Raw genomic sequence first — 19464 nt, forward strand, 5'->3', positions numbered from 1 at the left:
AGAATTTGTGCGAGGATGCACCTGACATGACCGAGCGGATACTTGTCGTGGATGACGACCGTCAGATGACGGGGTTTCTGGACCGCTTCCTGACCAAGCAGGGCTTCGAGGTGCATTGCGTCGGCTCCGCTACCCGTATGGGATTGGCGATGGAGCATGCCGAATACGATCTCGTTCTGCTCGACGTTGGCCTACCCGATATCGACGGCTTCGAGGTGACGCGCGAATTGCGCCGCTCCTCGCGCCTGCCAATCATCCTGCTCACTGCGCGCGAAGACGTTTTCGACAAGATCATCGGTCTGGAACTTGGGGCGGATGATTATGTCTCCAAGCCGTTTGAGCCGCGCGAGCTTCTGGCACGGGTGCGCTCCGTGCTGCGCCGCTCCAAGGCCATGGGGGCCCCGCACGAGGCACTGCCCGAGGTGCGCGTGTTGCGTTTCATGGGGTTTGTGCTTGATCTGCCGAAGCGGCAACTTTCCGGACCGGACGCGCACGAGGTAGCGCTCACAGGGATGGAGTTCAATCTGCTTAAAGTGCTGGCCGAGAATGCTGGCGACGTGGTCAGCCGCGACAAGATCATGCAGACGATCTACGGCCACGCCCTCACCGTGACTGACCGCGCCATCGACGCCCATATCGCCCGGCTACGCAAGAAAATCCCATCGCCAAACGGTCGGGTGTCCCTGATCCGGACGGTGCACGGCGCGGGATATAGTCTTGCTGCAGAGGTTCGATCAGAGTGAGTAACCGAGCGTCCGACGATAAGGAACAGTCTACAAGTCAAAACTACCGGATCTTTGGACCCGGAGACGCGCCGGAGCTAGAATGCATCCGCATCGAACCCAGTCAAAGAATCTGGAACTTCGTCCGATTCCGCACGTTTCCGCTGGCATCCATACAGGGACGCCGCGCCATTCCTGGGCGGGAAACCACGGAGATCAGTCTACAAATGATGTCGGACTGCCAAGCCGAACATAATGGCCCTGGGTGCCGTTCAAGGCTAGACTGAAGCGGACTGTAAGACGCGCAATTTGACACGGCGCTTTTTGGATCATCGCTATGATCCTGTCTTGCGCCGGTAAGATGGATAGGGAAGGACACCCTCCGGCACATGTGCCGCATTGGTCTTGCGTCGCTCTGGATAGCGCACGACCGACCATTCATACGAGACCATCGACCCCGTCGTTACCGAAGCCGTGTGATGACCTGCAGCAATAGCAGGAGCGCATCCGCTGTTCCGTTAGCGTCTCCCTTCTCGAAATCGCCCTCGATCGTTCCCATCTGGTTGGTGACATGGGCGAGGCAGATCACATCGCGCCCGCGCGCTGTCGCGAAGGCGTAAAGCGCCGCCGCCTCCATCTCGACCGCGAGGATGCCGCGAGCGCGGGCTGCGGCAATGGCGGTTTCAGTCTCTCGGAACGGGGCATCGGTGGTCCATGTGGCGCCGGTCAGCACGCGGGGACCGGTGTCGAAGGCGCCGTGCAGCCGCTGCAAAAGCCCGTGGGGCGCAGCGCACCAATCCGACGGTGGCAGATAGTGATAGCTGGTGCCCTCGTCCCGCCACGCCCGGTCGATCACGATGAAAAAGGGCGGCGCGCCCTGTGACGTGATCTGCCCCGAGGAGGTGATACTGATCAGCAACCGGCAGCCCGAGGCGAACATTTCCTCCGCCACCAGCACCGCAAAGGACGCCCCCACAGCACAGCCGACCACGCCGATCTGGTACCCCTCCAGATCGAATACCCACATTTCCGTGTGATAACAGACCCATCCCGCGTGCCGCCGGGCGCGGCCCTGCGCACAGAGCCTGCGGACGATGTCGCCATCGGGATCGAGCAGGCATATCTCGGGCACTGTCACACATTCCGCGCCCTTTTGCCGCTGCGCCTCACGCAAGAGGCTCTCGGGCGTGAAGGCCGAGGGCGCGCCGTGATCCTTGTCGCGCAGGAGCGGCGGCGGCGGCGCGCCGGTCATGCCCGCCCGCCGCGCCAATCGGCATAAGTTCCGAGGCACAAAAGCGTGAAACCGCCCAGTTCGGCGGGAAGGGAATAGCGGACATACATCGCAAAGCCGATCAGCGCCAATCCGGCAATACCAAGCAGAACCGGCATCACCCGCCCATGCCGCCGCTGCCTGAACGCCAGTGCCGCCACCGCGAGTGCCGCGAAGAACACGATCGCCCCGGCCCAAACCGCCTCATTCAGCGCGATGCCGACCCCGAGCGCGCCCAAGAGCGCAATCGCCGCCAGCGTGCCGTAACAGGCCATCAGCGACAGCGCCGCCGCCAAGGGGGCGTGCCATGCGCGTTTCGGGGTGTCAGGCATCGCGGTCTCCCTGTTCTATGGATCGCTTGTCGGCATTCGGGAGGGATCCGGCAAGACATTCAGCCACCGGCGCCACGCATCTCGCGTGCTTGTGATCGGCGTTCAGAACACCAGCACCTTGTGCGCCGCCAGCGTGGCCGCGGCCAGTTCGTCCATGGTCGAACGCGCGGCCCCTTCCATCATGTCCGTCTCATCCAGCCCCCGCGCGTCCATGCAGGTGCCGCAGATCAGCACACGCCCACCCGCCGACAGGACCCGGCGTAGCATCCGTTCGATATTGTAGAACCCCTCGGGCGTCTTTTGCCCCGCCTTGGCGCAGAGCACGGCATCGGCCATCAGGAACACGGTGATCTCGGCCTCTGCATCCTGCTTGGCCAGCGCATGCGCCATGCGCAGCCCATTGAAGCTGCGCTCGGTGCCATAGGGCGGATCGTTGAGAAGGATCAGGTGTTTCATAGACGCGCGTCCCTAGTGTTGTCCGCATCCAGCGCGTGACCCGAGGCCGGGCCGCGCAGAGGCTGCACCAGCATCCGGTCGAGCCACAGATCGCGGCGCGTGCGGAATTGTTCGATCCCGATCTCCATGCCCTCATGCCCCTTGGCGGGTTGCGCCACATAGGTGCCCAAGAGCCGGTCCCACCAAGGCAGGTTGAAGCCGTAGTTGGAATTGGTCTCGCGCGGATCGAGCGAATGATGCACGCGGTGCATGTCGGGCGTCACCACGATCAGGCGCAGCCAGCGATCCACCCTGCGCGGCAGGTCGATATTGCCGTGGTTGAAAAGTGCGGTGCCGTTCAGCAGAACCTCGAAGATCAGCACCGCCACGGCAGGCGGGCCAAGCGCCGCCACCACCGCCAGCTTGATCGCCATCGACATCACGATCTCGACCGGGTGAAAGCGCAATCCGGTGGTGGCGTCAAATTCGAGGTCCGCGTGATGCATCCGGTGCAGCCGCCACAGCCCCGGCACGGCGTGAAACAAGACATGTTGCAGATAGATCGCCAGATCGAGCAGCAGGACCGAGACGAGGATCGCCAGCCAGCCGGGGGCGGGCAGATTGTTGAACAGGCCCCAGCCGCGCGCCTCTCCGATCGCCGCCAACCCGACCGCGAGGATCGGAAAGCTCAGCCGCAGGATGACCGTATCCAGCACCACAAGCCCGAGATTGTTGGTCCAGCGGAGCACGCGCGGGATGTCTTGTCGCCGCCGTGGCGCGGAAAGTTCCCAAATCATCATGGCAAACAGCAGGCCAAGAAAGACCGTGAGGCGGATCACCGGCTCGGCGCTCAGGATCGTGTCGGACATGGGGCGGCCTTTCGGGCTTGCGCGGCGGCGCGGAACATTTATCATTCAAGCAACCACTTGAATGATAAGAGCTGCGTCACCGCCATGTCAACCAGCCCGAAACAGGCCCTTCTTCGGGAATATGCCTTTGTCGCGCAGGCGCTTGCCGCCCCCGCGCGGCTGATGCTGCTGGAACAGTTGGCGCAGACCGAGGCGGCGGTCGAGGGTCTGGCGCGCAAGACCGGGCTGACGGTTGCCAATGCCTCGCAGCACCTGCAACAGCTGCGCCGCGCCGGGCTTGTCACCAGTCGGCGCGCGGGCAAGGCGGTGATCTACCGGCTGCAGGACAGGCGTGCGGTTGGCCTCATGGGGCTTTTGTCAGAGGTGGCCGAGGCCAATCTGGCGCAGGTCACGGATATTCTCGACGGCCTGTCCGGGGGTGCCCCGGCCCCCGAGCCGATCACCCGCGCCGCCCTTGCAGAGCGGCTGGCGGCGGGCGCTGTCATCCTGCTCGACATCCGCCCCGAGGACGAGTTCGCCGCTGGCCACATCCCCGGTGCGCGCAATATCACATTGGCTGATCTCGAGAGGCTCCTGCCCAGGCTCGATCCCGAGACCGAGATCATCGCCTATTGCCGTGGCCCCTATTGCATCTACGCCCATCAGGCCGTGGCCCGGCTCCGGCAGCACGGTTTCAAGGCGCGGCGCATGCAAGGTGGTCTGCCGGAGTGGCGCGAGGACGGGCGAGCGGTCCGGATCCCACCATCACTGTAACATTAGAAAGCCGGAAGGCAGGACCGGCATTGGAAGCATGCTGAGCGGCTGATTCATACTGGTTGCATTCCGCCTGTGTGACAAGGTGGGGCAATTGCGCGCATGCCGGTCTCTGGGCATAATGTCCTTTGGCACGACATGCCGCAGCCAGCAGAGCCATGCCCGTTTTCAAGTCAACTTCGTCCCGCATGATGATCTGCATCCTGCAGACGGCCTTCGCGACCATCACGCATGCCTGGCCATGCCTCACACATAAATAGGGAGATTGCCGGAGGGCCGGCACGGTTGACTGAGCGCATATAATGGCGCGCGGTTCTGCCAGCCTGTGCAGGCCCTTCAGCAGCGCGCGTTTCCAACTTGCGCCCGGATCGAAAAGAGCGGGAGGTCACTGGATAAGCTGACGGGACAACAGGCTGCCGGTGACCTGTAGCAGCAGGCGGTTGACACGCCCGGACGGGCGTATATAAGCGCGACTTCATTGGTGTTGGCGGCCCCCGCAAGGGGATGCCTGTCGGTCAACGGCGCAAAGCCCGAGGCAAAGGACAACGCCCTTCGACACATCAGAAGGAGACCAGCCGTGACCAAACGCACGTCTGCCAAGTACAAGATTGACCGCCGCATGGGCGAAAACATCTGGGGGCGCCCGAAATCCCCTGTGAACAAGCGCGAATACGGCCCCGGCCAGCACGGTCAGCGCCGCAAGGCCAAGATTTCCGATTTCGGCCTTCAGCTTCGTGCCAAGCAGAAACTCAAGGGCTACTATGGCGACCTGACCGAGAAGCAGTTCCGCCGCATCTATGCCGAGGCCGAGCGCCGCAAGGGCGATACCGGCGAGAACCTGATCGGTCTGCTGGAGCGCCGTCTCGATGCCGTGGTCTACCGCGCCAAGTTCGTGCCCACCATGTTCGCTGCCCGCCAGTTCGTGAACCATGGCCATGTGCTTGTGAACGGTAAGCGCGTCAACATCCCCTCCTACCGCGTGAAAGAGGGTGACGTGATCGAGGTGCGCGAGAAGTCGAAACAGATGACCGTGCTGCTCGAAGCCGTGCAACTGGCCGAGCGCGACGTGCCCGATTACGTCGAAGTCGATCACTCCAAGATGGTCGCGACCTTCGTGCGCCAGCCTGGCCTGTCAGACGTGCCCTATCCGGTGATGATGGAGCCGAACCTCGTCATCGAATATTACGCGCAGAACTGATCCTTCGATTCCAGTTCGCCAAAGCTCTTCGAAAGCCGCCCCTTGGGGCGGCTTTCTGCATTGTCCCGAGGGAGAATGGCGTTGGCGCCCGCATTCGGACAATCACCGCGGTTGGACAGGTTTGATCCAGTGGCGACGACAATGCCACAGAAACTCTTTGAGACAGGGCCAAATTTGCCCTGATTGCCCGTCATCCAGTCTGGACAGAGACCTGTCGGATTCATCGCGGCTGCGGGGGCGTCGCGTGTCCGGTTCGCTTTAAAATGAGGTTTGAGCATGACCACTCCGCGCCTTGGCGTCATCCCCCCGCACGCCCATGCCATTCGCCAGGACAATCTGCCGATGCGCCGCTACCGCTGCATGTGGCTGGATATCGGCGGCATGATCAGCGAGGCCGAGCACCATCTGCCCGCCCTTCCGCTGCTAGATGCGGCGCATGGCGGTTTCGCGCGCGGCGCTCTGGTCGAGACACCGCGTGGCCCTGTGGCGGTCGAGGATCTCTTGCCGGGCGACACCATCAGCACACATGCGCACGGCGCCTTGCCGGTGCTCTGGATCGGAATGGCGACCCTGCGCCCCGAGGGCGACAAGGGCACGCCCCTGACGCGGATCATGGCCGATGCCTTCGGGATCGGGCGACCCTTTGGCGATCTGGTCATGGGGCCGGGCGGGCGGCTGATGACGCGCCCACGCGGTCTGCGCGCACGAATCGGGGCCGAACAGATCCTGACCCCAGCCCATGCTATCGCCGACGGGATGACCACCTTTCGCCTGACGCTGCGCCAGCCGGTGACGCTCTATCACCTCGCGCTCCAGCACCATTCGGTGATCACGGTGAACGGACTTGAAACCGAGACATTCCACCCCGGCCCCGGCTTCGAGCGCGCCCTGGACCCGGTCCTCCTGCGGCTGGTCATGAGCGCCTTTCCCCATATCGAGGACCCGCGCGCGTTCGGCTCTCTCGCCCAGATGCGCCTGCCGTTCGACACGCCGGAACTGCTCGATCTGGTCTGAACCCGCCGCTCAGGCGGGCTGATCGAGCCGCGCCTCGAGGATGTCGAAGGGCACGCCCGGCTCGTCCTTGGCGCCGCGAATGACAAGCGAGGTCTTGACGCTGCCCACATTGTCGGCCGCCGTCAGTTCCTCGGTCAGGAAGCGCTGAAAAGTCGAAAGATCAGGGGCCACGCATTTGAGGATAAAATCCACCTCGCCGTTCAGCATGTGGCACTCGCGCACCAATGGCCAGGCCCGGCAGCGCGCCTCGAAGGCGCTCAGATCCGCCTCGGCCTGACTTTGAAGCCCGACCATGGCGAAAACCTGCACCTCGAAACCCAGTTCGCGCGGATCGATATCGGCGTGATAGCCACGGATGAACCCTTGCTCCTCCAGCGCGCGCACACGGCGAAGACAGGGCGGCGCGGATATGCCTACTCGCTTGGCCAGTTCCACATTGGTCATCCGGCCGTCGGCCTGCAATTCGGCCAGGATCTTGCGGTCGATCGGATCGAGACGGGCACCCGCCATCGTTATACCCCTTGCTGATTTCGCGGATGTTATAGCAGCAGTGTCCATGTGCGCAATAATATTTCGCATATGCGCAAGATCGTTTCTGTCAGCCCCGCCGACACCGGGGGGTTACATGCCGCCCGTGCCGCCGTTATATCACGGCTCGAACCGCCGCTAAAGAAAGGCCCCCAATGTCCGAAACCCGTCATACCCGCTGCCTCATCATCGGCTCCGGCCCTGCCGGTTATACCGCCGGGGTCTATGCGTCGCGCGCCATGCTCTCGCCCATCCTCGTGCAGGGGATCGAGCCGGGCGGGCAGCTCACCACCACCACCGAGGTCGAGAACTGGCCCGGCGATACCGAGGTGCAAGGCCCCGACCTCATGGTTCGGATGGAGGCTCATGCCCGCGCCATGGGCTGCGAGATCGTGGGCGACATCATCACCGAGCTTGACGCTGAGACCCGCCCCTTTGTGGCGAAAGGGGACAGCGGCAAAACCTATACCGCTGATGCCGTGATTCTCGCTACCGGCGCACGGGCGAAATGGCTGGGCCTGCCCTCGGAAGAGGCGTTCAAGGGCTTTGGTGTCTCTGCTTGCGCCACCTGCGACGGGTTCTTCTATCGCGGGCAGGAGATCGTCGTCATCGGCGGCGGCAACACCGCGGTGGAAGAGGCGTTGTTCCTGACCAATTTCGCCTCCAAGGTCACGCTCATCCACCGCCGCGATGAACTACGCGCCGAAAAGATCCTGCAGGACCGCCTGTTCAGGAACCCAAAGATCGAAACGCTCTGGTTTCACACGCTGGAAGATGTCTTTGGCACCGACAACCCCAAGGGCGTCGAGGGCGTGCGTGTGCGCCATGTCGAGACCGATGCCATCACCGAAATCCCCTGCAAGGGCGTGTTCATCGCCATCGGCCATGCACCCGTAAGCGAGCTGGTGAAAGGCAAGGTCGAGATGCATCACGGCGATTACGTCAAGGTTGTGCCCGGCAGCACCCGCACCTCGGTGCCGGGACTGTTCGCAGCAGGGGACCTGACCGACCATGTCTATCGGCAGGCGGTGACAAGCGCCGGAATGGGCTGCATGGCCGCGCTCGATGCCGAACGCTGGCTGGCCGAACAGGACGGGTAAAGCGACATACCGGCCGTCGATTGGGGCCACTGCCCCACCCCCCCGGGATATATCTGGCCAGAAGAAACCTGGTCGGGCTTAAGGCTTTCTTCATTGGTGCGGTCCTAGTCTCCGGTCAGGATGACGGATCAGGGACAGGCTGGACATGGGCGCACCACCGGCACGGATCGATGCCTCTGCGCATCAGGGGGCGGCAGCGCATCTGAGCCGAGCGCAAAAGGCCGCGATCATCGTGCGGTTTCTGATGAACGAAGGGGCTGAGGTGCCGTTGACCGAACTACCCGAGGGGTTGCAGGCACGGCTGACCAAACAGATGGGTTCCATGCGCTATGTGGATCGCGGCACGCTTGCCGATGTCGTCGCCGAATTCGCGCGCGAACTTGAGGGGATGGGGCTTACCTTTCCGCGTGGGGTGGCCGGGGCGCTTTCGGCGCTTGATGGCCGCATCAGCCCACAGACCGCCGCCCGCCTGCGCAAGGAGGCCGGAGTGCGTCAGTATGGCGACCCATGGGAATTCGTCCAGCGCACCGCACCCGCCGATCTCGTGCCGATCATCGAAAGCGAAAGCGCAGAAGTGGCAGCCGTTATCCTGTCGAAGCTCGACGTGGCGCGCGCCGGCGACCTGCTGGGGCTGCTTTCGGGGCCGGTGGCGCGCCGGATCACCTATGCGATCTCGCAAACCGGCGCGGTCAGCCCCGATGCCGTGGATCGCATCGGCCTGGCATTGGCCGCGCAATTGCAGGACATGCCCGAAACCGCCTTTGCCGAGGGGGCGGTAGACCGTGTCGGCGCCATCCTCAACTATTCCGCGGCCGCGATCCGCGACAAGGTTCTTGAGGGTCTTGAAGAGACCGACCATGATTTCGCGGCCCTTGTGCGCAAGGCCATCTTTACCTTCGTGCACCTTCCCGAACGGGTAAAACCCACCGACATACCGCGAATACTGCGCGAGGTCGATCAGCCCATTCTGGTAACGGCGCTGGCCGGCGCACAAGGGGACGAACTTGCGCAGGCGGCAGAATTCCTGCTGTCGAACATGTCCAGGCGCATGGCCGAGACGCTGCGCGAGGAAATCGCCGAACGCGACCGCGTGCGCCCCCGCGATGCCGAGGCCGCGCAGACCGAGGTGGTCAATGCCGTGCGCAGGCTCGAAGCGGCGGGCGAGATCGCCCTGATCCGTCCCGAGGAGGAGGAAAGCCCGGATGGCTGACCTCTCCTCTCCTCGCCTCTTGTCCAGGGCACTGGTCAGGCCATTGTCATCCTGCTTATGATGGCGCGCGTCGTCAGCGGATGACCGGGCATGGTCGCGGCCATTCATGAATTCCATCGGAGGATGACAGGCTTTGGATATGGCCGATCTCACCCATCTTGCCATTCCCGGAACACGGATCGCCCTGCGGGTGACGCCCAGGGCGTCGCGCGCGCGGCTGGTGATCGAGGGCGAAGACTTGCGTGCCTATGTCACCGTCGCGCCCGAGGGTGGAAAGGCCAATGCCGCAGTGCAAGTGCTTCTGGCCAAGGCACTCGGGGTGGCGAAATCGCGGGTGGTGCTGGTGCGCGGGCAGACATCGCGCGACAAGCTGTTCGAGATCAGCTGAACTGCTTCACCCCTCAGCCATCCAGCGGATGTGGCGATCACCGCGCTCGGCGGCGCGCGCCACCTGCCGCTGACGTTCCCGGAAACGGGCCTTGTCCTCGGCGCTGGTCTCTTGCGCGCAATGGTGGCAGGACACACCGATCTCATATTCCGGGTGGTCGCGATCTTCGGGCAGGATCGGGCGACGACAGGCATGACAGAGCAGGTGCGGCCCTCGTCGCAGCCCGTGCCCGACGGACACGCGCCCGTCAAAGACAAAACACTCTCCTTGCCAGAGGCTTGCGCCCTCGGGGACCTCCTCAAGGTATTTCAGGATCCCACCCTTGAGGTGGTAGACATCTTGAACCCCTTGACTCAGAAGGAAATTTGTCGATTTCTCGCAGCGGATGCCGCCGGTGCAGAACATCGCCACGCGCTTGTTGTGAAAACGCTCCCTGTTGGCCTCCCACCATGCGGGAAAGTCGCGAAAGCTTGCCGTGCCGGGATCGACCGCGCCACGAAACGTGCCAATGGCAACCTCGTAGGCGTTGCGCGTGTCGATCACGGCCACATCGGGGCTTTCGATCAGCGCGTTCCAGTCGGCTGGGCTGACATAATGGCCGACCTCTGCGCGCGGGTCCACGTCCGGCATGCCCATGGTGACGATCTCGCGCTTGAGGCGGACCTTCATGCGCCCGAAAGGCGCGGTCTCGCTGGTGCTCTCTTTCCACTCAAGAGAGGCGCATCCCGGCAGCGCGCGGATATGGTCGATCACGCGGGCAATCCCATCACAGGATCCTGCAATCGTTCCGTTTATCCCCTCGTGCGCCAGAAGCAGAGTGCCACAGACACCCGCCTTCGTGCAAAGCGCAAGAAGCGGCGCGCGCAGGGCGGTTGGCTCATCAAAACGAGTGAAATGGTAGAGAGCGGCGATGCGATACATGGGGCGGATTTACGCAAGCAGCACCCGCACGGCAAGAGCCAGGATTGACGCACCGGCGCGCGGGGCTTACCCAATGACGTCATGACCCAAGCACTTCTCGTGATCGACATTCAGACCGATTTCTGCCCCGGCGGCGCGCTAGCGGTGCCCGACGGCGACGCGATCGTGCCAGGCGTCAACGCCTTGATGCATGATTTCAAGGAAATCATCCTGACGCAGGACTGGCACCCCAAGGGCCATTCCTCCTTTGCCTCATCGCACTCCGGCAAGGCTCCGTTCGAGACGGTGGAGATGGATTATGGTGCGCAAATGCTCTGGCCGGATCATTGTGTGCAGGGCAGCGCGGGGGCGGCGTTTCATCCGGGGCTGAACGAAACCCTGGGAAATATCGTTATAAGAAAAGGTGTTAATCCAGGAATTGACAGCTATTCCGCGTTTTTCGAGAATGACCGGACAACCCGGACCGGACTGCACGGCTATTTGCAGGAGCGCGGCGTGAGCACACTCACGCTCGTCGGCCTCGCGCTCGATTTCTGCGTGTATTATTCGGCGCTTGATGCAGCAAGGCTGGGATACCGGGTAACCGTGCGCGGCGACCTGTGCCGGGCGATCGACCTTGACGGCTCGTTGGCCGCAGCCAGGGACAAGATGCGCACGGCCGGGGTTTCGCTTGCCTGACAGGGGTGACCTCGCTGCCGACATCCGCGCATGCCGCCTCTGCACCGACCGATTCGCCACCACCGCCACGGCCCACAGCCCGCGCCCGGTGGTCTGGTTCCGGCCCGGCGCACGGCTGCTCATCGCGGGGCAGGCGCCGGGATTACGGGTTCATGGCTCCGGGCGGCCGTTCGACGATCCCTCGGGTGAGCGGCTGCGTTTCTGGCTGGGACTGGGCGCATCGGAATTCTACGACAAAGACCGGGTGGCGATCGCGCCGATGGCCTTTTGTTTTCCCGGCTATGACGCCAGGGGGTCCGACCTGCCGCCGCCGCCCATTTGTGGCCAAACGTGGCACGGGCGCGTCATGGCGCATCTGCGCGCGGTGCGGCTTATGGTGCTGGTCGGGGGCCACGCGCATCGCTATCACCTCGGGGCACAGGCAAGCGTGACCGACACGGTGCGACGCTGGCGCGATCACGCACCGCGCATTTTCGCCTTGCCGCACCCGTCCTGGCGCAATAGCGGATGGCTCAGGAAAAACCCGTGGTTCGAGGCCGAGGTGCTCCCGGCGCTCAGGGCCGAGGTGAGGCAGGTGCTCTATGGCGAACATGACCCCGATTGATGTGGCGCATGCGGCGATGCTGGCCGCGCCCGAGGACGAGAGCGCGCGGCGGCGCTTCTACGAGGTGCTGGCGGCCAGCGAGTTGTGCCTGCTGCTGGGGCGCGAAGCGGAAGGGGATGTGCTCGACCCGGCAATCTTCGAGCCGGAGGGGGCGCCGTGCGTGCTGGTCTTTGACCGCGAGGAACGGCTGGCCGAGTTTGCCGAAGGGGCTTCGCCCTATGCGGCGCTGTCAGGGCGGGCGCTTGCCCTGATGCTGGCCGGGCGCGGCATCGGGCTTGGCCTCAATCTCGGGGTGGCACCGTCGGCGATTCTTCTGCCTGCGGAGGCGATGGACTGGCTGGCCGGAATGCTGCCTGAGACGCCCGAGGAAATCGCCGTGCGCCCGGTGGAGTTCCTGGTGCCCAAGGGACTGCCCGAGGCGGTGCTGCGCGCGCTCGATGCGCGGCTGGCAAGCCTTGAGGGGCTGGCAGAGGGCGCATGGCTGGTCGTCGCGCGTTACGAGGGCGGCGGTCAGGGGCACCTGCTGGGTTTTGTCGGCACCACACCGGGGGCCGAGAGTGCGCTGGCGCGGGCGGTCTCGGAGGTGCTGGCCTTCTCGGGGCTGGAGGCGGCGGCACTCGACGTGGGCTTCTTTGGTGCGGGCGATCCGGTGGTGGCGCGGATGGCGGGCTGCGGATTGCGGTTCGATCTACCAAAAGCGGCAGCACCTGCCCCGAAGGCACCGGGATCCGATCCGCAGCGGCCACCGCGGTTGCGATAGAGCCACGCTCTGCGTCATCCCCACGCGGGCGAGGATCTCTGATGGCCGGCAGATCCTCGGGTCAAGCCCGAGGATGACGGGCGCTCAATACCCCGCCTTCGGATCCACCAGATGCAGGAAAGGCTCACCCGCCTCGCCGCGCCGGATATTCTCGGCGATGACCTGCGCCGCCGTGTCGGGGCGCGTCTCGGAAGCGATATGGGGTGTCACCGTCACGCCGGGATGCGCCCAGAACGGGTGCTCTCGCGGCAACGGCTCACTGCGGAACACGTCGAGCGTGGCGTGGCCGAGATGGCCCGCATCAAGCGCAGCGAGGAGCGCGTCATCGTCGATGAGCGGGCCGCGACCGGGGTTCACGATCACCGCGCCACGCGGCAGAAGCGCGAGGCGCGCGGCATCGAGCAGGTTCTCGGTCTCGGGCGTGAGCGGCAGGAGCAGCACGAGGATATCGGCTTCTGCCAAAGTCTGACGCAGCCCCCCCTCGCCCGAAAGGCAGCGCAGACCGGATATGTGCTTGGGCCGCCGACTCCAGCCGGTGACGGGAAAGCCGAGGGTGGCAAGCATCTGCGCGCAAGCGCTGCCCAGCGCGCCGAGGCCCAGCACGCTCACCCGGCGATCACCGGCCAATGGCGGGACGTCGGGCCGCCAGACCCCGTCCTGATGCAGGATATGGGCATCCATCCCGAGATGATGCCGTAGCACATGGCCCGTCACCCATTCCATCATGCCTTGCGTCAGCCCGTGATCGACCATGCGCGCAAGCGGCAGATGCAGCGTCGGGTTGCCGACGATCTTTTCCACCCCGGCCCAGAGGTTGAGCACGGCGCGGGCGCGGGTAAAGGGGGTGAAATCCTGCACCGCACTGCCCGGCGCATAGACGATGTAATCCACCTCTTCGGGGGGCAGCTCGGTGGCAAGATGGGCCGCGACGCCCGAACGGTCTAGCGCGCGGCGCAGGGGGGCTTCGTAGGTGGCCCATTGTTTCGCACCTGCGGCGAAAAGGACATTTGGAGTCATGGATTACCTCGGTTTGTGGACATGCGCGCTCTGGACAAGGCCAAAGCCCAGCATCAGCACCAGCATGGCAGAGCCGCCATAGCTTACCAGCGGCAACGGAACGCCGACGACCGGCATCAGCCCCATCACCATCGCCATGTTGACGGCGAAGAACAAAAAGAACGTGACCGCGATGCCAAGCGTCAACAGAGAGGAAAACCGGTCACGGTTGGCAAGTGCGGTGGCGACGCAGAACAGGATGATGAGCGCGTAAAGCCCCAGAAGCGACACCGCACCGATAAAGCCGAATTCCTCGGCCAACGTCACGAAGATGAAATCGGTGTGCTTCTCGGGCAGAAAGTTCAGCCGCGATTGCGTGCCCTGCATGAAGCCGCGCCCCGTCCAACCACCCGAGCCCAGCGCTATCTTGGACTGGGTGATGTGATAGCCCGCGCCAAGCGGATCCATGTCGGGATCCAGAAATGTGTCAATGCGGCGATACTGGTAATTCTCGAGCAATTGCCAATCGGTGCCACGGCTGGCAAAGACCGCCGCGACCGCCCCCACCCCCAGTGCGATCACCGTGACGAAATAAGCCCAGTGGACGCCCGCGAGAAACATCATGGCCCCCCCGCCGATCACCAGCAGGATCGAGGTGCCCAGATCGGGTTGGCGCAGCACCATCGCAACAGGGGCGAGAATCAGGGCCAGCGGAACAAGCACCCAGACAGGCCGCGAGACGCGCGACATGGGCAACCAATCGTAATAGGCCGCCAGCACCATCACGAGCGTGATCTTGACCAGCTCCGAGGGCTGCAGGCGCATGAAACCGATATCTATCCAGCGTTGCGCGCCTTTGCCCTCGATGCCGACAAGGGCCACGGCCAACAGCAGCGCAAGCGAGACCAGATAGGCCAGAAGCGACATGTTGCGCCAGAACCAGATCGGGACCAGGGCGACCACCAGCATCACCCCGAAACCGAGGGCAAAGCGTTTCATCTGCGGCTCGGCCCAGATCGAGAGGTTGCCGCCAGCAACCGAGTAGAGCATCAGGAACCCGACTGCGGCAACCGTCGTCAGCAGGAGCGCGAGCGGCCAGTTGAGATAGAGGATCTTGCGCGGCCCGGAGGGAACGGATTTGACGGTATACTCAAGATAGCTCATGCCCGATCGCTCCGGTCCGGGGCGGGACGCGCGATCAGGCGGCGCAGTTCTTCCTGTTGGGCACGGATGCGCGGGCGGTCGGCCTCGGGATAGGCTTCGAGAGGCGGATCGCCACGGTAGAACGCCTGAAGCGTGATGTCACGCGCAATCGGCGCCGCCGCCGTAGAGCCCCCGCCGCCATGTTCGACCACCACTGCTATGGCATAACGCGGCGCATCATGAGGCGCAAAACTGACGAAAAGCGCGTGGTCGCGCTGTTCACGAGGCAGGTTCTGGTTGCTGATCACGCCGGTCGCGCGCTCACCGACCGAGATGTTGCGCACCTGGCTGGTGCCGGTCTTGCCGGCAAGGCGCAGCGTGTCCTCGGCGATCCGGCTGCGAAAGGCGGTGCCGCGATTGTTGTTGCTGACGGCGAACATGCCCCGGCGGATCTCGCGCATGTGGTTCTCGTTTAGGCCAAGCGGTTCGCCATGGCCCGAGGGCTGTTCGACGCCGTCGATGGATTTCACCAGCCGCGGCATCACTGCGCGCGAGGTCGCAAGCCGCGCCGTCATCACCGCCAGTTGCAGCGGCGAGGCCAGCACGAATCCCTGCCCGATCGAAGCGTTGACGCTGTCGCCCACGACCCAGGGCTGATCGCGATTGGCCAGTTTCCATTCGCGCGTTGGGGTCAGGCCCTTGGCCACGCTGGTCATCGGCAGATCGAACTGCACCCCAAGTCCGAACCGTTCCGCCATGGCCGAGATGCGTTCGATCCCGGCGCGCAGGGCAAGTTCGTAGTAAAATATGTCGCAACTGTCGCGCAACGAGGCGTGCAGGTTGACATTGCCGTGACCACCCCGCTTCCAGCAGTGAAAGCGTCGCCCGCTGATTTCCTTGAAGCCGGGGCAATAGACAGTTTCATTGAAATCCATGAGGCCCGCATCGAGCGCAGCCAGCGCCGTGATCATCTTGAAGGTCGAGCCGGGCGGATAGACCCCCTGAACCGCCTTGTTGGGCAACGGACGATAGGGGTTTTCCAGAAGCGCGCGGTAATCGGCTGACGATATGCCATGTACGAAAAGGTTGGGATCGTAGCTGGGGCTGGACGCGCAGACGAGAATATCCCCGCTGTCACAGTCTATCATCACCGCGGCTGCGCCCTCGCCCGCGAGGCGAGCCTGCGCATAGGCCTGAAGTTCGTTGTCAAGCGTGACCTGAAGATCGGCACCGGGACGGCCCTCCTGACGGTCCAGTTCGCGCATGATGCGGCCCGAGGCGTTGACCTCGACCCGGCGCGTGCCCGCATTGCCGCGCAGCACCTCTTCCTTGTGCGCCTCAAGGCCCAGCTTGCCGATCTGAAAGCGCGGCAGGCGCAACAGCGCCTCGGGCGCGTCGATGCGTTCGATGTCGCGCGCACTCACGGCACCAACATAGCCGATGGCATGGGCATAGACCTCTCCCAGAGGATAGCGGCGCGACAGCCCTACCTCGGGCGTGACGCCGGGCAGGGCAGGGGCGTTTACGGCAACGCGGCTGATCGCCTCCCAGTCTACGCGATCGGCCACCGTCACCGGCGTATCACCACGCAACTCGCGCAAATCGCGGCGGGCCTTTTCAAGCTCGCCCGGATCGAGCTTCACCAGTCGCGCAAGCCGGGCCAGCACCTCATCGACATCACCCGCCTGTTCGCGGGTGACGGTAATGCGATACGCGGGCACGTTCTCGGCGATGACACGGCCTTCCCGGTCAAATATCCGTCCGCGCGCGGGCGCGAGAAGCTGAAGATTGATGCGGTTCTCATCGGCCAGAAGACGGAACTCATCGGCCTGCTCGACCTGAAGGTGCCGCATCCGGAACAGCAGCGCGCCAAGCGTCGCCACTTGCAGGCCGCCCACGACCAGACCGCGCCGGGTGATGCGGCGGTGGCTTTCGGCGGTGTCGCGGGTTGGGCGTCTCATGGCAGCCGCCTTGTGCCGGCCAGATCGCCGGGCGCGGCCTTGCGCACGCCAAGAAAGAGATGCGAGACCAGCGCCACAAGCGGATAGGCCAGAAGGGTCGAGAGAAGTTGCATCAGACTGAGGCCAATCGGCGGCTGTGGCACGAGAAACACCGACAGAACCAGCCGATAGCCAAGCGTGATCGCCACCAGCGTTCCCGCCACCGCGGCCCAGTCGGCGGCAAAGGTCATGTCTCGCAGCGCCGGCGCCCGCCGACGCAGCGCCTCGGTGCCGACGAGCGTCAGCGCCGCCCACAGCCCCGGAGGGCGGTGAAAAAGCAGATCCATCATCAGCGCCAGCCCCGCCACCAGCAGCGGCGGCACAAAGTCGGGCCGCCGCACCGCCCAGGCGAAGGTGAGCGCGACAAAGAGATCCGGTCCCGCCCATCCCGGCGGCACGGTATCAAGTGGCAGGAGGTGCAGAAACACCAGAAGGCCAGCCAGCCCCGAAAAGAGCGCGCGCATGAGCCAGAGGTGGAAGGCGCTTTCCTCAGCCATTGCCCGCCTCCGCCGTCTCCTCTGCCGCGGACTCATCGACCGGGGGAACGATAAGGTGGCCCGGATCGTCAATCTGCTCGTGGACAAAGCTGCGCAGCACCCGCAGGAATTCGAGCCGTTCGTAGTCGGCGGCGATGCGCAGACGCATCCGCCCGCCCGGATCGACAAACACCTGCCCCACCACCAGACCGGCCGGGAACACCCCGCCATCACCCGAGGTCAGCACCCGGTCGCCGGGGCGCACCTGATCGGGTGCCTCGACGAAATCGAGAAGCGGCGCGATCGAGTTGTCACCAATGAGAAGCGCGCGCTGACCCGAGGGCTGCACCGCCACCGGAATGCGGCTCGACGTGTCGGTGAGCAGGATCACACGGGCGGTGTTCTGCCCCAGCCCCGAGATGCGCCCGACCAGCCCCAGCCCGTCCATCGCCGCCCAGCCTTCCATGATGCCATCGCGGGCACCCACGTTGATCAGCACCGATTGCCGGAAGGGCGAACCGCTATCGGCCATCACCACGCCGGTGACATAGGTCAGGCGTGGATCAAGCTGCACGTTGTTGAGGTCAAGCAGGCGCGCGTTCTCTTGCTCAAGCTGAAGCGCCGCCTCTTTCCACGCCTTCATCTGCTGCAACTCGCGGCGCAGATCCTGATTCTGCTGATACATCCTCTGGTAAGACTGAAAATCGCGCAGCACCTTAACCGCGCCGGTCACGGGCGCCATGGCCCAATCCATGGGCGGAACGACGCGATCCACCACCTGTGCGCGAAACCGTTCCACGCGTGGGCTATCGATTCGCCAGACAAGGAACAGGCCAAGCAGGCAAAGCAAGAGAACCCCGAGAAGCAATCGCTTCAGCGGGCCGCTATAATCCTCGCTCTGTCCGCGCTCGCTGGCCAATATCTCTCCCTTTTACGGAAAAGGTGGGCGCCTCAACTGTCATAGTCAATCGCATGCCGCAGCCGCGATTCGAATTCGAGCGCCTTGCCGGTGCCGAGCGCCACGCAGTTGAGGCTGTCCTCGGCGATCGAAACGGCAAGGCCCGTCTGCTCGCGCAACGCAAGGTCAAGATCGCCCAGAAGCGCGCCCCCCCCGGTCAGCATCACGCCGCGATCGACAATATCGGCGGCAAGGTCCGGCGGCGTCGCCTCGAGCGCGGTCATTACCGCCTCGGTGATCTGCTGCACCGGTTCGGCCAGCGCCTCGGCGATCTGTGCCTGGCTTACCTCGATTTCCTTGGGCACGCCGTTCAGCAGGTCGCGTCCGCGCACGCGGATCGAGGTGCCACGCCCGTCATCGGGCATCCGTGCGGTGCCGATGGTGGTCTTGATGCGTTCGGCGGTGGCGTCGCCCACAAGCAGGTTCTGCTGCCGACGCAGGTAATTGATGATCGCCTCGTCCATCCGGTCGCCGCCCACCCGGACCGATCGGGCATAGACGATATCGCCAAGCGACAGCACGGCCACCTCGGTCGTGCCGCCGCCGATATCGACGACCATGTTGCCGGTGGGATCGGTGATCGGCATGCCCGCACCGATGGCCGCGGCGATAGGTTCCGCGATGAGGCCCGCGCGCCGCGCGCCCGCCGAAAGCACCGATTGACGGATGGCGCGTTTCTCCACCGGGGTCGCGCCATGGGGCACGCAGACGATGATCTTTGGCTTGGAGAAGGTCGAACGCTTGTGCACCTTGCGGATGAAATGCTTGATCATCGCTTCGGCGGTATCGAAATCGGCGATAACCCCCTCTCGCATGGGGCGGATCGCCTCGATGCTGCCGGGCGTGCGGCCCAGCATGAGCTTGGCGTCCTCGCCCACGGCGAGCACCTTCTTGACCCCGTCCTTGACGTGATACGCCACCACCGAGGGCTCGCTCAGGATGATGCCGCGCCCCTTGACGTAGACAAGCGTGTTGGCGGTGCCGAGATCAATCGCCATGTCCGAGGAAAAGAGGCTCGGAATCCTATCAAATATAGACATATGCGCCTGTGCCCTGTCGTCCATTATCGCGATGAGCCCCGCGACTCGCGGTCCGGGGCGTCTGTGGTT

The 19464-nt window shown here is 64.3% G+C and carries 23 protein-coding genes; 10 read left to right on the forward strand and 13 right to left on the reverse strand.

Annotated features, from left to right (window positions below):
- Positions 1-26: 26 nt before the first annotated feature.
- Complete coding sequence (locus KAK09_RS08745; RefSeq protein ID WP_210878558.1) at positions 27-743, forward strand: response regulator transcription factor; 717 nt, start codon at positions 27-29, stop codon at positions 741-743.
- 442 nt (positions 744-1185) lie between these two features.
- On the opposite strand, the gene KAK09_RS08750 is transcribed toward KAK09_RS08745, so the two are convergent.
- From KAK09_RS08750 to KAK09_RS08765, 4 genes are all read right to left on the reverse strand, one after another.
- A complete protein-coding gene (locus KAK09_RS08750; protein WP_210878559.1) occupies positions 1186-1974 on the reverse strand; it encodes a nucleoside phosphorylase in 789 nt (262 codons plus the stop codon).
- Positions 1971-2324, reverse strand: coding sequence for a MerC family mercury resistance protein (locus KAK09_RS08755; protein ID WP_210878560.1), 354 nt, complete (start codon positions 2322-2324; stop codon positions 1971-1973). Before KAK09_RS08755 ends, KAK09_RS08750 begins: the two co-directional genes overlap by 4 nt.
- Positions 2325-2426: 102 nt before the next feature.
- A complete protein-coding gene (locus tag KAK09_RS08760) occupies positions 2427-2780 on the reverse strand; it encodes a DsrE/DsrF/TusD sulfur relay family protein (protein WP_210878561.1) in 354 nt (117 codons plus the stop codon).
- The gene (locus KAK09_RS08765) at positions 2777-3628 is read right to left on the reverse strand and encodes a sterol desaturase family protein (RefSeq protein WP_210878562.1); all 852 of its coding nucleotides are present in this window, start codon (positions 3626-3628) and stop codon (positions 2777-2779) included. Before KAK09_RS08765 ends, KAK09_RS08760 begins: the two co-directional genes overlap by 4 nt.
- A gap of 84 nt (positions 3629-3712) precedes the next feature.
- Here KAK09_RS08765 and KAK09_RS08770 point away from each other — a divergent pair, with 84 nt between their 5' ends.
- Positions 3713-4381, forward strand: coding sequence for an ArsR/SmtB family transcription factor (locus KAK09_RS08770; protein WP_210878563.1), 669 nt, complete (start codon positions 3713-3715; stop codon positions 4379-4381).
- Between the two features lie 577 nt (positions 4382-4958).
- A complete protein-coding gene (gene rpsD, locus KAK09_RS08775) occupies positions 4959-5579 on the forward strand; it encodes a 30S ribosomal protein S4 (RefSeq protein ID WP_210878564.1) in 621 nt (206 codons plus the stop codon).
- On the opposite strand, the gene KAK09_RS08780 is transcribed toward rpsD, so the two are convergent.
- Positions 5564-5857 carry a hypothetical protein gene (locus KAK09_RS08780; RefSeq protein ID WP_210878565.1) on the reverse strand — a complete coding sequence of 98 codons (294 nt, stop codon included), beginning with the start codon at positions 5855-5857 and terminating at the stop codon, positions 5564-5566. The two genes, rpsD and KAK09_RS08780, sit on opposite strands and share 16 nt — an antisense overlap.
- On the opposite strand from KAK09_RS08780, the gene KAK09_RS08785 reads away from it, so the two are divergent.
- The gene (locus KAK09_RS08785; RefSeq protein WP_210878566.1) at positions 5856-6593 is read left to right on the forward strand and encodes a Hint domain-containing protein; all 738 of its coding nucleotides are present in this window, start codon (positions 5856-5858) and stop codon (positions 6591-6593) included. The genes KAK09_RS08780 and KAK09_RS08785 overlap by 2 nt on opposite strands.
- Before the next feature lie 9 nt (positions 6594-6602).
- On the opposite strand, the gene KAK09_RS08790 is transcribed toward KAK09_RS08785, so the two are convergent.
- Positions 6603-7103 (reverse strand): Lrp/AsnC family transcriptional regulator, encoded by a 501-nt coding sequence (locus KAK09_RS08790; protein WP_210878567.1) that lies wholly within the window; start codon positions 7101-7103, stop codon positions 6603-6605.
- Between the two features lie 173 nt (positions 7104-7276).
- Here KAK09_RS08790 and trxB point away from each other — a divergent pair, with 173 nt between their 5' ends.
- The 3 genes from trxB (at position 7277) to KAK09_RS08805 (ending at position 9819) form a co-directional block, all read left to right on the forward strand.
- A complete protein-coding gene (gene trxB, locus KAK09_RS08795; protein WP_210878568.1) occupies positions 7277-8221 on the forward strand; it encodes a thioredoxin-disulfide reductase in 945 nt (314 codons plus the stop codon).
- A gap of 145 nt (positions 8222-8366) precedes the next feature.
- The gene (locus KAK09_RS08800) at positions 8367-9431 is read left to right on the forward strand and encodes a flagellar motor switch protein FliG (protein ID WP_210878569.1); all 1065 of its coding nucleotides are present in this window, start codon (positions 8367-8369) and stop codon (positions 9429-9431) included.
- A gap of 139 nt (positions 9432-9570) precedes the next feature.
- The gene (locus KAK09_RS08805) at positions 9571-9819 is read left to right on the forward strand and encodes a DUF167 domain-containing protein (protein WP_210878570.1); all 249 of its coding nucleotides are present in this window, start codon (positions 9571-9573) and stop codon (positions 9817-9819) included.
- A gap of 6 nt (positions 9820-9825) precedes the next feature.
- Here the strand turns inward: KAK09_RS08805 and trhO are convergent, their stop codons facing one another.
- Positions 9826-10740 carry an oxygen-dependent tRNA uridine(34) hydroxylase TrhO gene (trhO, locus tag KAK09_RS08810; RefSeq protein WP_210878571.1) on the reverse strand — a complete coding sequence of 305 codons (915 nt, stop codon included), beginning with the start codon at positions 10738-10740 and terminating at the stop codon, positions 9826-9828.
- A gap of 81 nt (positions 10741-10821) precedes the next feature.
- Here trhO and pncA point away from each other — a divergent pair, with 81 nt between their 5' ends.
- The 3 genes from pncA to KAK09_RS08825 are packed head-to-tail and all read left to right on the forward strand — an operon-like array spanning position 10822 to position 12782.
- Positions 10822-11418, forward strand: a complete 597-nt coding sequence (pncA, locus tag KAK09_RS08815) for a bifunctional nicotinamidase/pyrazinamidase (protein ID WP_210878572.1) — start codon at positions 10822-10824, stop codon at positions 11416-11418.
- A complete protein-coding gene (locus KAK09_RS08820) occupies positions 11411-12022 on the forward strand; it encodes a uracil-DNA glycosylase family protein (RefSeq protein WP_210878573.1) in 612 nt (203 codons plus the stop codon). The genes pncA and KAK09_RS08820 overlap by 8 nt, the downstream gene beginning before the upstream one ends.
- On the forward strand, positions 12000-12782 hold the full coding sequence (locus KAK09_RS08825; protein ID WP_210878574.1) for an SseB family protein: 783 nt from the start codon (positions 12000-12002) through the stop codon (positions 12780-12782). Before KAK09_RS08820 ends, KAK09_RS08825 begins: the two co-directional genes overlap by 23 nt.
- A gap of 84 nt (positions 12783-12866) precedes the next feature.
- On the opposite strand, the gene KAK09_RS08830 is transcribed toward KAK09_RS08825, so the two are convergent.
- Genes KAK09_RS08830 through KAK09_RS08855 form a run of 6 tightly spaced genes read right to left on the reverse strand, consistent with a single transcriptional unit; the run spans position 12867 to position 19395 of the window.
- Positions 12867-13799: a 2-hydroxyacid dehydrogenase gene (locus KAK09_RS08830; RefSeq protein ID WP_210878575.1), complete on the reverse strand. Its 933-nt coding sequence runs from the start codon at positions 13797-13799 to the stop codon at positions 12867-12869.
- Between the two features lie 3 nt (positions 13800-13802).
- Positions 13803-14942 (reverse strand): rod shape-determining protein RodA, encoded by a 1140-nt coding sequence (rodA, locus tag KAK09_RS08835; RefSeq protein WP_210878576.1) that lies wholly within the window; start codon positions 14940-14942, stop codon positions 13803-13805.
- Complete coding sequence (mrdA, locus tag KAK09_RS08840) at positions 14939-16882, reverse strand: penicillin-binding protein 2 (RefSeq protein WP_210878577.1); 1944 nt, start codon at positions 16880-16882, stop codon at positions 14939-14941. The genes rodA and mrdA overlap by 4 nt, the downstream gene beginning before the upstream one ends.
- A complete protein-coding gene (locus tag KAK09_RS08845; RefSeq protein ID WP_210878578.1) occupies positions 16879-17418 on the reverse strand; it encodes a rod shape-determining protein MreD in 540 nt (179 codons plus the stop codon). The genes mrdA and KAK09_RS08845 overlap by 4 nt, the downstream gene beginning before the upstream one ends.
- On the reverse strand, positions 17411-18316 hold the full coding sequence (gene mreC, locus KAK09_RS08850) for a rod shape-determining protein MreC (RefSeq protein WP_210878579.1): 906 nt from the start codon (positions 18314-18316) through the stop codon (positions 17411-17413). The genes KAK09_RS08845 and mreC overlap by 8 nt, the downstream gene beginning before the upstream one ends.
- 32 nt (positions 18317-18348) lie before the next feature.
- Positions 18349-19395: a rod shape-determining protein gene (locus KAK09_RS08855; RefSeq protein WP_210878580.1), complete on the reverse strand. Its 1047-nt coding sequence runs from the start codon at positions 19393-19395 to the stop codon at positions 18349-18351.
- Between the last annotated feature and the right edge of the window lie 69 nt (positions 19396-19464).

This window comes from Roseovarius autotrophicus (assembly GCF_018069895.1).
In the GTDB taxonomy this organism is placed as follows: Bacteria; Pseudomonadota; Alphaproteobacteria; order Rhodobacterales; family Rhodobacteraceae; genus Roseovarius; species Roseovarius autotrophicus.

Coding starts and splice junctions, on each gene's coding strand:
- trxB (WP_210878568.1), top strand. CDS start 7,277: ATGTCCGAAACCCGTCATACCCGCTGCCTCATCATCGGCTCCGGCCCT.
- KAK09_RS08825 (WP_210878574.1), top strand. CDS start 12,000: ATGGCGAACATGACCCCGATTGATGTGGCGCATGCGGCGATGCTGGCC.
- KAK09_RS08855 (WP_210878580.1), bottom strand. CDS start 19,395: ATGTCTATATTTGATAGGATTCCGAGCCTCTTTTCCTCGGACATGGCG.
- rodA (WP_210878576.1), bottom strand. CDS start 14,942: ATGAGCTATCTTGAGTATACCGTCAAATCCGTTCCCTCCGGGCCGCGC.
- pncA (WP_210878572.1), top strand. CDS start 10,822: ATGACCCAAGCACTTCTCGTGATCGACATTCAGACCGATTTCTGCCCC.
- mrdA (WP_210878577.1), bottom strand. CDS start 16,882: ATGAGACGCCCAACCCGCGACACCGCCGAAAGCCACCGCCGCATCACC.
- KAK09_RS08790 (WP_210878567.1), bottom strand. CDS start 7,103: ATGGCGGGTGCCCGTCTCGATCCGATCGACCGCAAGATCCTGGCCGAA.
- trhO (WP_210878571.1), bottom strand. CDS start 10,740: ATGTATCGCATCGCCGCTCTCTACCATTTCACTCGTTTTGATGAGCCA.
- KAK09_RS08805 (WP_210878570.1), top strand. CDS start 9,571: ATGGCCGATCTCACCCATCTTGCCATTCCCGGAACACGGATCGCCCTG.
- KAK09_RS08830 (WP_210878575.1), bottom strand. CDS start 13,799: ATGACTCCAAATGTCCTTTTCGCCGCAGGTGCGAAACAATGGGCCACC.
- KAK09_RS08755 (WP_210878560.1), bottom strand. CDS start 2,324: ATGCCTGACACCCCGAAACGCGCATGGCACGCCCCCTTGGCGGCGGCG.
- KAK09_RS08770 (WP_210878563.1), top strand. CDS start 3,713: ATGTCAACCAGCCCGAAACAGGCCCTTCTTCGGGAATATGCCTTTGTC.
- KAK09_RS08800 (WP_210878569.1), top strand. CDS start 8,367: ATGGGCGCACCACCGGCACGGATCGATGCCTCTGCGCATCAGGGGGCG.
- KAK09_RS08750 (WP_210878559.1), bottom strand. CDS start 1,974: ATGACCGGCGCGCCGCCGCCGCCGCTCCTGCGCGACAAGGATCACGGC.
- KAK09_RS08745 (WP_210878558.1), top strand. CDS start 27: ATGACCGAGCGGATACTTGTCGTGGATGACGACCGTCAGATGACGGGG.
- KAK09_RS08760 (WP_210878561.1), bottom strand. CDS start 2,780: ATGAAACACCTGATCCTTCTCAACGATCCGCCCTATGGCACCGAGCGC.
- KAK09_RS08780 (WP_210878565.1), bottom strand. CDS start 5,857: ATGCTCAAACCTCATTTTAAAGCGAACCGGACACGCGACGCCCCCGCA.
- KAK09_RS08785 (WP_210878566.1), top strand. CDS start 5,856: ATGACCACTCCGCGCCTTGGCGTCATCCCCCCGCACGCCCATGCCATT.
- KAK09_RS08845 (WP_210878578.1), bottom strand. CDS start 17,418: ATGGCTGAGGAAAGCGCCTTCCACCTCTGGCTCATGCGCGCGCTCTTT.
- KAK09_RS08765 (WP_210878562.1), bottom strand. CDS start 3,628: ATGTCCGACACGATCCTGAGCGCCGAGCCGGTGATCCGCCTCACGGTC.